The sequence below is a fragment of the Ruegeria sp. AK11 genome (assembly GCF_056541095.1).
In genome coordinates this window covers 43350-56919 of the sequence record NZ_JBQFXU010000013.1, presented here as the reverse complement: position 1 = coordinate 56919, position 13570 = coordinate 43350, and the positions used below count along the sequence as shown (strand labels likewise).

Sequence of the window (13570 nt, the reverse complement as noted above, 5' to 3'; positions counted from 1 at the left end):
CGTTTCGGCGATCTCGGCAGATCTTATTATTCTTACGCCACACGCGAACCGTCATTGGTTTGGTATTCTGACAGTTGGAAACGTTGCCATTCGTTTCGCCGCACAGCAGTATACAGCCCGGCCAATAGTTCGTTTCGTGTTTCAGATTGCAGTCGTCACTTTTGTCAGCCACCCCTTTGCAGGCTCACTCAATCGCGGTGAAAGCATCTGTCTGATTTGACGATGATATTGATTTAACCAGTGCCGTTCGGCCTGAGTCAGGTTTTCAACAATCAGCATGTCAGTCTGAATTGGCACAAAAGTCATATTGCGGAAGGCGAGGAAACCGTTGTCTTCTGTGACGACCTCAAAGACATTTTCTATGCGGATGCCGAAGCTGGCGGCTTTGTAAAACCCCGGTTCAATCGACATGACCATGCCCGGTTCCAGATCAATCGGGTTATAGGGTTTTCCTATTCTCTGCGGGTGTTCGTGCACTGACAGTCGATGGCCGATGCCGTGACCGGTCCCATGGTCATAGTCCAGCCCGAGGTCCCACAACGGGCGACGACAGATCCCGTCGATATGGTGTCCTTGGGTACCAGGTGGGAACCGTAAGGTGGCCAAGGCATAGAAGGCCTTGAAGACTGCCGTGTATGCCTCATCATACCCTTCCGGTCGTGATCCAAAAGCGTAGCACCGGGTGGTGTCGGTTGTGCCAGTCTCGTATTGTCCGCCGCTGTCCATAAGATAGGTTTGATCCGGTCGGATAGGATCATTCCGATCCGCGGTTGCGCTATAGTGGCACATCGCCGCGTTCACGCCTGCTGCTGAGATCGCGTGAAAACTGTCATCAAGGAAACCTTGTTGTGCGCAACGCAGCGCCCTCAGTTTTTGCTCTGCTTCACGCTCGGTCAGGGGGTCACTACTTTCGGCGCGAACGGGAGCGGTGTTTGCAAGCCAGGCCCCAAATTCTGCCCACGCAATTCCGTCGATGAAATGGCAGGTTCGAAGACCCTCCAGTTCTATCGTGTTTTTCAATGCCTTAGTCAGGGTAATCACACTGCGTTCAGAACCAAGCTTCGCGCCGGCTTCTTCAATGGTTTGCCTTACCGCGACAGGTGAGAAATCCGGATCAGCCAAAACAAACTGACCTGGCTGAAAGCTGGCCTTGAGCGTGGGTAAAAACTCAGCCTGAGGAACTATCTGAAGATTAGAAGGCAGTGCCCCCTCTACGAAATCATCCAGCTTTTTCGGATCGACAAACCAAACCAGCGCCCCATCGCGATGTGCGAGAAGAAAGGAATTAACTACCGGATTATAGTTAACATCCGCCCCGCGGATGTTCAGTAACCAGGCGATATTGTCAGGTTGTGTTTCGACGACAAAGTCGGCCTGTCGCTCAACCAGATAGTTTGCCAGACTAGTGCATTTTTCAGCACAGTTTTTCCCGGCAATTTGCGACGGTAAAACTGTCACACGACCGCAGGGTGGTGCTGGTTGATCTGTCCAAACCGCGTCGACTGGATTGACTTGTTGCGGCACCATCGTTGCGCCTACTTCCTTGCAAGCTGCGTCAAACCGGTCAAACCACGACGGGGGTATGTGCATCGGGTCAAATCCGAGCCGCCAACCAATACGCATTTCTTTTCTCAGCCACTTTTCGGGCGTCTCGCCATGAAGGTGGTGATGAGAGAACAACGCGCCTTTGCACTCTTGCGCAGCCTGCAAGCTGTATCGACCATCGACAAAAAGAGCGACGATCTCGGGTGTTACAAAAGCAAGTCCGGCAGATCCGGTGAACCCGGTCAGATACGCCAGACGTTCGTCATGCGGTGCGACGTATTCACCTTGATGAGCATCAAATCGCGGTAGTACAAAGGCATCCAGGTCCTGCACAATCAGTTGGTCACGGAACAGCGAAATTCTCTCGCTCGGACATAAGTGAAACCTATCCAGCATTTGCTTTGATCTCTTCCGCGTGGTGGCAGGCGACTTCTCCAAAACCCCCAAATTGTCTGAGTGCGGGAACGTCGCGCTGACACAGGCTTGTGGCAAAGCGGCAGCGCACGTGGAACGGGCATCCGGGCGGTACGTTCATAGGTGATGGCAATTCACCTTCCAGTCGAATGACGTTCCCCTTGTCATCCGGATCAAGCGAAGGCGCGGCGCTGAGCAGAGCTTGGGAGTAAGGATGTGAGGGATCGGAGAACAAGGTTTCACTGTCGCCGATCTCCACAATCCGGCCCAGATAAATCACAGCCACCCGGTTCGAGACGTGACGTACAAGTCGCAAGTCGTGTGCGACGAACAGAATTGTGAGGTTCAGTTTGTCCTGCAATTCAAGCAGAAGATTGACCACTTGTGCCTGTACTGAAACGTCCAGCGCGGAAACCAGTTCGTCGGCAATCAAAACTTCCGGCTCGACTGCCAGTGCGCGAGCGATCGCAATTCGTTGCCTCTGGCCCCCCGAAAACTCGTGCGGTAATTTGTTTGCGGCGTCCTGTGGCAGGCATACCAGATCCAACAGTTCCATAACACGCGAGGGGATTTCACTCTCGGGGCGCATCTTGTGAACACTAAGAGCCTCGGACAGAATCTGACCAGTCGTCATGCGGGGGTTCAGGGACGAATAAGGATCCTGAAACATCATCTGAACGCGACGATTATAATCGCGCTCGTTACGATATTTCGGGTCAAAGATATCTTTTCCAGTGAAACGGATACTGCCGGTCTGAGGCTGGTGGAGCCTAACTATGCAACGTGCAAGTGTGGACTTACCGCAGCCGGACTCACCGACAACTCCCAGTGTTTCTCCTCGCTTGAGCTCGAGGCTAACACCGTTCAGCGCGTTGACAACCCGCCCGGGTCGCTGGCTGATCAGGTCAAGAACCGACCGTGACAAATGAAATTGAAGACCCACATCATTTATCTCCATGACCGTATCTGTCATGCGACGTCTCCCTGAGCTGCGGGCACATGATTGAAGCACGCCACATGACGGCCTTCGGATATCGCCGACAAAGGCGGACGCGCGTTCAGGCACGCGTCGATGGTGCTCTGACACCTTGGGGCAAAGGCGCATCCGACCGGCAACTTCTCAAGACTCGGAGGCGTGCCCGGCACCGAATAGAGTGGTGTACGCGGCGGCACATTCTGAGGGACAGACCGCATCAGCCCTACGGTATAAGGGTGGCGTGGTGCATTCAAAACCTGACGCACAGCCCCCTGTTCAACCACCCGCCCGGCATACATGACCGCCAAGGATTCACAGGTCTGAGCGACCACACCTAAATCATGCGTGACAAGAACCACGCCCATTTGAAGCTCATCGGCCAAGGACAGGATCAGATCAAGAATCTGTGCCTGAATTGTTACGTCCAATGCGGTGGTTGGTTCATCGGCAAGCAACAGTTTCGGATTTGCTGCCAGAGCAATCGCGATCATAACGCGCTGCCGCATACCACCAGAAAACTGATGTGGGTATTCGTCCAAACGTGACGCAGCAGATGGAATCCCTACATGATCCAGCATCTCAACCGCCCGATCACGGCGCGCTGCGCGACTGAGGTCGGTATGCGCTTTCAACGTCTCGGTCAGCTGCATGCCAACCGTCAACAACGGGTTAAGCGATGTCATCGGCTCTTGAAAGATCATCGCAATTTCGCCACCGCGAATGCGCCTCAGTTTTCGTTCGGAAAGCGAAACAAGGTTTTGCCCCTGCCAATTCACGACTCCTGTGACTTCACCATAGCGCCGCGACAGTCCCAGAACCGAACGCAAAGTGACACTCTTGCCAGAACCGCTTTCACCGACCAATCCCAGCACTTCGCCACGTCGAACGGAAAAACTTACGTCTCGCACAGCTGGCAGAGGGGTCCCTTCCTTCCAGAAGGTTGTACTCAGGTTTTTGACTTCGAGGATAGGTTGCTGATTGCCTGTCATTGTCAACTCCTTACCCACGTGGCCTGAGCAGGTCTGCTAACCCATCGCCAACAAGGGAAAATCCAAGACCTGTGATAACGATCGCGATGCCGGGCATCAGGCTCAACCACCAGGCCGTTGTGATAAAATTGCGTCCTTCCGCGATCAGGACACCCCATTCCGCCTGCGGTGGCTGTGCGCCAAGACCCAGATAACCCAGCGACGAACCCAGCAGAATTGCCAGTGCCATGTCCGTCATCCAGTAAACGATAACCGGCGTGATCGCGTTCGGCAGAAGGTGGCGAAAGATAATGCGCCTGTCAGAGTATCCCATGACGATGCCAGCAGCAGCATAGTCGTTTCCCATCTGCGCGATGACCTCGGCCCGCATTAACCGGGCATAGTAGACCCAACCAACAACCGTTATCGCAATGTACATATTGACCAAACCCGGCCCAAGCACGGCGACGACCGCGATAACAAGAACCAGAAATGGGAACGTGATGATCGCGTCTACAACACGCCCGAAGATCATATCGGCAATTCCGCGGTAGTAGCCGACAAGCGCGCCAATCACGACGCCAATGATCAGGGCAAAGACTGTGGCAAGGACAGCCATCTGCATGTTTACCGAATAGGCTGAAATAACGCGGCTCAGACTGTCGCGCCCCAGCAGGTCGGTGCCGAAGGGATGGGCCCAGCTTGGTGGCTGGCGAACCGCGTTATAATCAATGAAATTGGGATCATAGGGGGCGAAAGCATTTGGCATGATCGCAAGCAAAGTCGACATTCCAATGATGCAAAGGCCTATTATGAAACCCGGTTTTCGTAGCGCCGCTGGCATGCGCGTCCTTGGCGGCTCACCCGCCCCAACAGGAGAAGTGGCAGTGTTGGTCATGTCAATCGCATCCTCGGGTCCAACGAGCTTTGAAACAGGTCCGTAAGCAGGAATACGACCGAGACCAGAACGGCAAAGGTCAACGTCAATCCCTGGATAAGCGGGTAGTCGCGCGCGAAAATCGCCTCAAGCATCAAGCGTCCGACACCAGGCACGGCAAAAACTGTTTCGGTAACCAGTGTTCCGCTCATGAGGTTGCCGATGGACAGACCCAAAAGTGTAACGGTCGAAATCAGCGCGTTACGCAGCACATGGCGTCCCAAAATCAGCCTGTCAGGCAAACCCTTGGCTCGGGCAAACTGAACGTATTCAGCATCCAGAACCTCGATGATTGCAGCACGCAGATTTCGCATGATGATCGCCGACGTATATAACGCCACCGCTACGGCAGGCAGGAACAGATGATATAGCCTGTCGCCAAAGGTGTCGCCGTAGCCGCCGACTGGAAACCACCTGAGCTGTGCGGCAAGAAAGGTTAGCAGAATCAGACCGATGTAAAACACAGGCATCGACAACCCCACCTGGAAAACCGTGCGGATCACTGCGTCGGGCCACCGTCCGCGGTTCAGAGCTGCAACAAACGCCAGTGGTCCTGCAATCAACAAAGACATGAGGACAGCATAGATCGTCAGAAAAGCCGTGGTCGGAAGTCGGTTGATGATGACTTCAGTTACCGGTGCGCGCATCAGGATTGACCGGCCCAAATCGCCTTGCAGCGTATTTGTCAGAAACAGCCAGAACTGTACCAAAAGCGGCTCGTTCAGTCCCAACCGTTCGCGGATAGCAGCAAGATCCGCATCCGATGCCCGATCTCCTGCGATGGCGATGGCCGGGTCCCCCGGCAAGAGACGAACCAGAACAAAGATAATGATCATAACGAGGATGAATGTCGGGATCATCAACAGCAAGCGTTTGAACGTGTATTGAAGGGTTGCCATCAAGGCCTCCGTCAAAAGAACCGCCGGCAGGTACTGCCGGCGGCATATAAGCGATCAGCGGCTGACGGTCGCCTGATCGAAGACGTTATTTCCCAGTGGTGTCTGAACGTAACCGTCCACGCTGGTCGAAACGGCCACCGCAAAAGGCGTCTCATACATGAAAAGCAAGGGAGCAGCATCTGCATATATTTCCTGCATTTCAGCATACTGGGCCGCTCTTTTTTCGGCGTCGATTTCGGTTGCCGAAGCTTCAAACAGAGCGTTAAATTCCGCATTTTCCCAACCAGTACCGACCGCATTGGCCGTAGGTGTATGACCCAACCAGCCCACGACCTGGCTGGGGTCGTTTACGTCGTTCACCCAGCCATAGGTGTGGATGTCAAACTCACCCGAGCGGTTCTTGGCGCCACGTGTCGGTCCATCCACCTGTTCGACTGACAGGTTTATCCCCAACGGAGCCCACATTTGCTGAAGAGCCGCAAATATTGTGCTGTCATCCGCAGAGCCAGCCAAAGTCGTAAAGGTGATTTCGGTTCCTGGCGCTACGCCGGCCTCGGCGATCAGGGCTTTCGCCTTGTCAAGGTCGTAGGCATACAACGGATCAAGATTTGCGGAAAGTTGGGTCGCCGCCGCCATCAAAGGCGACGTCATTGGCTTGCCGGCGCCTTGCAGCACAAGCCCGATCAGTGCCTCTTTGTTGGTGGCATAGTTGAGTGCCTGCCGAACCCGAGCGTCTGACAACGGGTTAGGCGATCCGTCAGCACGGGTTTCACGCGTGTTGATCGGCGAATATATGATCCGTGTGGACGGATAGAGGTTCATGTTGATCGCTTGGTCAGCTTCAAGCTCCGGCACACGTGAAAAGGGAATGAACTCGGCGGCATCCACCTCACCGGCCTGAAGCTTCAGAATCCGGGTTGCGTCATCGGGAATGATCTCGAAATGCACGCCGTCCAGGTAGGGCAGCGCTTTGCCGTCGGATCCTTTGCGCCAATAATTCTTGTTGGCACAGAACTCCATGGAAGTTCCCTGCTCAAATCCACACAGATAGAAGGGGCCGGACCCGACACCGGGGCCTTTGGCTGCAAAGATTGCGGCGGACTTTTCCTGGTCTGTTGAACCTTCGGCCGCCTCAAAGACGGCTTTGGAGACAATGCCGGTTGTGAAAGTGGCAAGCATAGAGAGGATTGTCGGGTCAGCCGCTTTCAGGCTGATCGAGATGACGTTTCCTTCCGCGCTTACATTGTCGATGGATCCGAGAAGCCCAGCCCATGGGCTCAGATCGGGATTGCGGGCGCGATCCAGCGAAAAGACAACGTCTTCTCCGGTCAAAGGTGTTCCATCCGAAAACGAGACGCCGCTGCGCAAGGTAAGCGATACAGACTGTCCATCGTCGGAGATACTGTATTCTTCGGCCAGTCCTGGGATGACAGAGTTCCCATCTTCACTGGGGCGCAAAAGCGTGTCGAAAAGGCTGCCAACCATCCAGATGTCAGGGTTTCGATCTGCATAAATAGGGTCAATCAGGTTTGATCCGTCATATCTGGCGAAATTCAGAATGCCACCACGCTCTTGTGCAAACAAAGGTAGGGCCATTGCAGTGGCCACGACGGCAGTCGCTGCCATCAAATTACGTTTCATTGATGAGTTCCTCCCAAAGCGATTCTCCATCGCGTGAAGGTGTTATACATTAATTTCATTGCTGCTAAAACTTTTTTTAGTAATGTGTAAATTGTGTATTGCGCTCACAGGAGCATTGATTGAGAATTTCAGGGCGCGCCACAACGTTCGGGGCAGCACTTTCAAGTGCGGCCCCGCGATAGAATTCGGAGAACTTTCGGTGAGCTGTTCAGCCGGTGCGATTACTTGGACGTATTTTTGATCGGCGTCGTATCCACCCACAATTCAACCGCTTCGGTATCTCCTAGAACGATCGAATAATGCGGCTTGGACGCGTCGTGATGTATCGTGTCACCGCTCGACATGATGTGGACTTCGTCACCCAGATGATATTCCAACTGACCCGAAATCAGATAACAAAAGGTCTCGCCTTCGTGACACATTTTCTCGGACATGTGACCCGCAGGGCGATGAACAATACAAGGATACAAAAGCGCGCCCGAAAACCCCGGACCCAACTTTTCATAGAACCGCCCGTTGACTCCCAAAGCATAGGTTTGACGTCGATCTTTGCGAACGTATTCGGTGTACTCCTCGGGAACGCTGACTAGCTGTTCAATGCTGGTCTTCAAAGATGCAGCAATTGCCATAAGCGAAGACAGGGACGGGGCACTGATGCCGCGTTCAACCTGCGATATGAACCCTGTCGTCAAATCAGCTTCAACCGCAACTTCGACAAGTGTTTTGCCAAGCGCTTTCCGGCGGCGTCGAATTGCTTTCCCCAGTTGAGACGGGTGATTTTTCTGATCCATTATTTCTTCTCTAGTGGTAGAGCTCGACAGCTCTCAAAGGCCTTGTTTCAGCAAATCCTGTACCAGTGTCCGAAGGGGACAGCGATTCGCTTACCTAGGCGAACTTCATAACCGGTACGGTTATCATTGGCTAAGTTTCTACTAAAAGCGTTTTTGACCCTGAAAAGCAAATTTGGTTCGGTCCTTCGTGTCGCTACAAGTTTCTGAATGAGAGGCGTTGTCTTGGCGAACACGTGTGAGGAACCTAGCCAAATCAGCCCGCCGCTATGACAGACTCAGATCTGACAGGGGACCTTGTTGCAGTCGACTTACTTCACCGCGCGCACAGAAGGAAATCAGTGATTTTGACGCCATCATTCAAGAAGGGGCGTAGAAACGCCCGCGTACCTGTTGCGTTGATATACGTTTGGCCCAAGCGCCAGGAAATCTGCACTTAGCGTTCCTTCAAATGTGCCCCGTGCAAAGACCAACGGTGGAAAATCGCAACCCGTATGTTGAGGTCGCCAGATCAACTCTCGGACCGCATTCAGCTATGATATCTGTTCGATCACGACAGGAAACTGTGCCTCAGGTAGAACAGCACAGCATTTTAACTGCCGTTTTGGGGACGTTGCGGCCCCTCAAAGAGCCTACCGTGAAACCTGTTCGAATCCCATTTGTCCGAACCATTTTTCATTTCCACATGCCAGTCATTCATCAAGAGATCGCAACTTATCCATCTGCACTATTCGTTCGCAACTGCCTGAACATGGGCTGCGAAAGCAGGATTGAACATCAGTGCCTTGCACCTGTCGAACCGACCCGTAGCATAGGCCCAGAAATCTTCGGCCGGGTTATCATCAGCATGTTGGATCAAGCCCCAGAGTGTCCACAGAAGATCGCACATCGCCTTGTAGATCACCATTCGCCCGAATTGAGCCGCTGTTGGTGCCGCGCCAAAATAGGAGGTCAGCATTTCGATTTCCTGCTTCTCGGTCAGCCCTGCTTCGACTGATAAATCGCCGAGGTCCCAAAGAGCATCATTCATCCCGGAATATTCGAAATCCACGATCCACATACGGTCACCGTTGTCGAGAAAGTTCTCGCAAAGCGGATCGCAATGGCTGGGAACCAGCGCGCCCGGCTTGTCTTGCAGCAGCTGTTTGATCGGCGCCGCTTCGGCGACGATTTCAGTATAGCCTTCGGGCAGGGAAATATCCTTTGTTGCCAGGACTTTCAGATATTCATCGATCATCGAAAAAAGTTCGAACCGGAACTCGAAAGGGCGGGGTGACTCGTGTAGTTGCCGCAGGGCATGCCCGGCACGCGCAGCCGCTCCGGTGCGCGTCGCGAAAAGCTCGGGTGTCATGGTGACGATATCGTCAATGCAGTCACTGATCATCACACCGGTATCTGCATCCGCCCAAAGCACAGCGGGACCGATACCAGCTTCGGCTGCGACCTTGGCATTGTGAATCTCAACGCCACGATCGATATAATCCGCGGTGCCGTCTCCGGGGATGCGAACGATCATGGTGTGTCCGCAGGTTTCCACTCTGTAGACCAGGTTGGTCAACCCACCCAGCCGCTTGATTTCGCTGTTTTGTGCTGAGGTGTCCTCAAAGCCTTTCAGGTTGCGAAGTTCACTCAGGACACGGTCAGTGTTTCCGTCAGTCATTTTCTGCCCTCCCCCTCAGGCTTTTAGCCGTTCATTGGCCGGGTCGAACAGAGGCCCGTCCACCCGGCAGATTTGTTTGCGGTCACCGAACAGTTCGAGTTCGAATTCCGTCTGGTCCGTCATCGCCACCGGAAGATAGCCGTAGATGATCGTTTTCCCGACGTGGTACCCATAACCACCGCTGCTGGCGCGCGAAACGGTTACGCCATTGTGCAGGATGGTTTCTCCCCCGGTCATCGGCAGTTTTTCTTCGGTCACGAAGGTACAGAGTATCTGTGCCGTGCCATTGGATTTCTGGTCCTCCAGCACATCGCGCCCTAGGAAACTTTCCTTCGATTTCAGGTGGACGCGAGAGCCCAGGCCCGCTTCTACAGGTGTATAGTCCGGGGTGATGTCGGTGCTCCAGTAAAGATACCCCTTTTCCAGGCGCAGCGAGTCAATGGCCCGGTAGCCGATATCGCGGATGCCATGGGCGTGCCCGGCCTTCCAAAGCTGATCATAGACATGAAGTGCAAATTCGGTTGGGATGTGCAGTTCCCAGCCCAACTCGCCGGTATAGCCTATGCGCACTGCACGCACTCTTGCTGCTCCGACTGTAATGTCGCGCGCTGTTGCAAAGGGAAACGCAGCGTTTGAGATATCCTCTTCGGTTACCGTCTGCAGGACGTCGCGCGCTTTTGGCCCGCACATGTTGATCACCGCGCGGGAAGAGGTAACCTCGATTAAATGTGCTGATCCGTCTTCCGGCAGATGACGTCGGATCCAGTCGGAATCGTGAACCCCGAATCCAGCGCCGGTCACGATATAGAAATGGTCGCGCCCCAGGCGGGTGATGGTGACATCCGCCTCGACGCCGCCTTTGTCGTTACAAAGTTGGGTATAGATTACGCTGCCATCCGGCTTGTCCATGTTTGAGACCGCTAGGTGTTGCAACACACCCAACGCGCCAGAGCCGATCAGCTCGAACTTGGAAAAGCTCGACTGGTCGATCAGAACGACACTTTCGCGGGCAGCGCGGTGTTCTTCGGCCGCGAAGACATGCCAACCGGGATTGAGGAAATCGAGCTGATCCACTGGGGCGACCCCAGCTGGGGCAAACCACAAAGGCCGTTCCCACCCGTTCTTCGATCCATAAACCGCCCCGTGTTCTTTCAATCGGTTATATAGTGGAGACAAGCGCAAATTACGTGCGGTCTCGGCCTCCTGGCCCGGATAGCGCATCTTGTAGTGATGTGCGTAATGTTCGACGGCTCGGGGATACATAAAGGCCTTGGTCGCATGATGTGGGCTAAACCGCCGCACGTCCAATGGCCAAAGATCCAGGCTTGGACGCCCGTTCAGAATCCATTCCGCGATCATTTCCCCCGCGCCCCCGCCAGCCGCAATACCGTAGAGGAACCCGGTCGAGAGCATCAGGTTTTTAACCTCAGGGGCCCAGCCCATGACAAAATCACCATCGGCGGAGTAGGGGATTGGTCCATTGATGATTTGCCGGATGCCGACCTGGTTCACGACAGGCGTGACGACACCGGCAAGTTCAGCCAGCGGCGCGAAACGGTCAAGATTGTCCGGTAGCAACTGGCGCACGAACTCTCCGGGAATGCCCCGTTCTCCAAATGGCAATGTGTCGTCTTCGTAACCTCCGATGACCAGACGCCCGCCAGCATCGGGCTTGTAATAGACCAGACGCTCAGGGTCGCGCAGCGTGGGCAGGCCCTTGACCAACTCCGGCTCTGGCAACGGTTCTGTTACGACATATTGGTGCTCGACAGCGCAGGCTGGCACCACGACGCCCAGTTTTGCCGCCAGTTCACGGCTCCACATGCCCGAGGCCAGCACAACGGTTTCCGCCTCATAGTCGCCGTTGGTTGTCATCACTTTGGTTATGCGACCATTGCGGATTTCGAAATCCTCAACCTTCACCCCCTGCCTGATCTGTGCGCCGTGGTTACGCGCACCGGCTGCAATCGCCAGACACAGGCCAGCGGGGTCAACGTGGCCGTCCGACGGAATAAAGGCGGCCCCCTCTAACCCGTCGGCATCGATATAGGGAAACAGGGCTTTCGCTTCGGCTGGTGAGATGATTTCCATCTCCAGGTCAAAACTGCGTGCCATCGTTGCCAAGCGTTTTGCCTCCAGCAACCGTTCCTTGGTTGCCGCCAGCCGCAAGCTGCCGACTTTCTTCCAGTCGAATTCCATACCAGTCTCGTCGGCCAGCCGGTCATAGAGCGCGACCGAACGTTTCAGCATCCGGGTTGTATTGCGGGAAGATCGCAATTGCCCAACCAGCCCGGCAGCGTGCCATGTTGCCCCCTCTGTCAGAGATGCCTTTTCCAGAAGGACGACATCCGTCTCACCTGCCTGGGCCAGATGATAAGCGATTGAGCATCCGATGATGCCGCCGCCAATAATAAGGTGTTTTGCAGAATGGGTTGTCATGGCCTCGCCCCTGTCGACAAATTGGGTGCCAGATCACCGTATCGGCCAATATAAATCAACAAAAATTAAACAATAGTGTTGAAATCTGTTGATTTAAGGGGGTAACTACAATTTATCCTGTTAAAGTCCAACATCCGAGTGACTGAATGTCAAAATACGAAAAGGACATCCTGAGCGCGGTTAACATGCATGGCCGAATCTCGGTCATGGACCTGGCGCAGAGGCTTAACGTTTCCGATCAGACAATCCGTCGAATTGTAAAGCCGTTGGTGGATGCGGGGCAAATCGACAAGGTTCACGGCGCGTTGATCAGCACCCAAAAGGTTCTGGATCCCCCTTTCATCGCGCGTATGACAACCAACCGCGCAGCGAAAGTCGCCATTGCCAAGTCAATATTGAACCTTGTACCAGATAACGCGTCCATTGCTATCGATACGGGATCTACGTCGGGTTTTGTGGCCCAAGCCCTCAAGGCGCGCAGAGATCTTACCGTGGTGACGAATTCAGCGTTCATCGCAACAACTTTGGCCATGGGGAACGGCAACCGGGTCTTTATGGCGGGCACACAGCTTCGAAATCATGACGGGGCAGCGTTCGACCGCGCGGCCTTTGACGTTATTGCAAATATGTCGGTGGAGTACTCAATCCTGTCGGCGTCACGTGTGGATCCGAAACAGGGTTTTTTGGTGTTCGAACAATGCGAAGTCGATATTGCGGTCGCAATGAAGGCGATCAGTGAACGATGTTTCATGGCAGTTGACTCGACCAAGTTCCAGGCATCCGAACCCAAACCAGCCTTGCGTCTTCCGGCTCTTTCGGCAAGTGACTTCCTGATAACCGAGCGGAAGCCTGCGCCAAAATTCGAAGGCGTCATAGGTCAGGCAAAGACAGTAATCGCTGCAGATCAGTTTCAAGCTTTTGATGAGTGATTGGCCTTTGGGAACGGACGTTTTTTCCTATTATTTACCACAAAGCTGTGTGGAGTGGCGGGATTGCGTCGCTTGCATAACGCGTGGGCCGCATCAATATTGTCGGCGACATCTGACATACTCCGGCACTCCAAAATGGCAGCTGTCCTGATATCCGCGTCAACGAAATTCCGATATGTTCCGTCCAGCGTAGGCTGACTTCCTTGGCCGTGAAATAGGCCAGCGACAGATCGTCAGGGCGATCCTCGGCCATCACCTTGATCAGGAACGCCGCCTGTTCTCGGTTCTTCGGCGACTTTAGGTTGCTCGCACCGTCACTGATCCTTCGCTACTGAAGTGGCCCGTCGTTGGGATTGGGAAAACGGAGGAAACAC

Annotated in this window: 10 protein-coding genes; 1 reads left to right on the top strand and 9 read right to left on the bottom strand. The window is 54.3% G+C overall.

The genetic code is table 11. The features are described 5' to 3' along the window. Window positions 1-141: 141 nt before the first annotated feature. The 9 genes from ACR0D9_RS19025 to ACR0D9_RS18985 form a co-directional block, all read right to left on the bottom strand. On the bottom strand, window positions 142-1941 hold the full coding sequence (locus ACR0D9_RS19025; protein WP_480539863.1) for an aminopeptidase P family protein: 1800 nt from the start codon (window positions 1939-1941) through the stop codon (window positions 142-144). Further along, on the bottom strand, window positions 1931-2932 hold the full coding sequence (locus ACR0D9_RS19020; protein WP_480484618.1) for an ABC transporter ATP-binding protein: 1002 nt from the start codon (window positions 2930-2932) through the stop codon (window positions 1931-1933). The genes ACR0D9_RS19025 and ACR0D9_RS19020 overlap by 11 nt, the downstream gene beginning before the upstream one ends. Beyond that, complete coding sequence (locus tag ACR0D9_RS19015) at window positions 2929-3924, bottom strand: ABC transporter ATP-binding protein (protein ID WP_480484619.1); 996 nt, start codon at window positions 3922-3924, stop codon at window positions 2929-2931. The genes ACR0D9_RS19020 and ACR0D9_RS19015 overlap by 4 nt, the downstream gene beginning before the upstream one ends. A gap of 10 nt (window positions 3925-3934) precedes the next feature. Next, window positions 3935-4693: an ABC transporter permease gene (locus ACR0D9_RS19010; RefSeq protein ID WP_480488785.1), complete on the bottom strand. Its 759-nt coding sequence runs from the start codon at window positions 4691-4693 to the stop codon at window positions 3935-3937. Between the two features lie 104 nt (window positions 4694-4797). Beyond that, window positions 4798-5739 (bottom strand): ABC transporter permease, encoded by a 942-nt coding sequence (locus ACR0D9_RS19005; RefSeq protein WP_480484621.1) that lies wholly within the window; start codon window positions 5737-5739, stop codon window positions 4798-4800. Between the two features lie 54 nt (window positions 5740-5793). Further along, window positions 5794-7380, bottom strand: a complete 1587-nt coding sequence (locus tag ACR0D9_RS19000; RefSeq protein WP_480484622.1) for an ABC transporter substrate-binding protein — start codon at window positions 7378-7380, stop codon at window positions 5794-5796. Between the two features lie 221 nt (window positions 7381-7601). Next, the gene (locus ACR0D9_RS18995; protein WP_480539861.1) at window positions 7602-8171 is read right to left on the bottom strand and encodes a helix-turn-helix domain-containing protein; all 570 of its coding nucleotides are present in this window, start codon (window positions 8169-8171) and stop codon (window positions 7602-7604) included. Window positions 8172-8895: 724 nt separating this feature from the next. After that, window positions 8896-9828 carry a phosphotransferase gene (locus ACR0D9_RS18990; protein WP_480484624.1) on the bottom strand — a complete coding sequence of 311 codons (933 nt, stop codon included), beginning with the start codon at window positions 9826-9828 and terminating at the stop codon, window positions 8896-8898. Between the two features lie 15 nt (window positions 9829-9843). Further along, complete coding sequence (locus tag ACR0D9_RS18985) at window positions 9844-12267, bottom strand: GcvT family protein (RefSeq protein WP_480539859.1); 2424 nt, start codon at window positions 12265-12267, stop codon at window positions 9844-9846. Between the two features lie 146 nt (window positions 12268-12413). Between ACR0D9_RS18985 and ACR0D9_RS18980 the strand changes: the two genes are divergently transcribed. Then, the gene (locus ACR0D9_RS18980) at window positions 12414-13196 is read left to right on the top strand and encodes a DeoR/GlpR family DNA-binding transcription regulator (RefSeq protein WP_480484626.1); all 783 of its coding nucleotides are present in this window, start codon (window positions 12414-12416) and stop codon (window positions 13194-13196) included. Window positions 13197-13570: the final 374 nt, after the last annotated feature.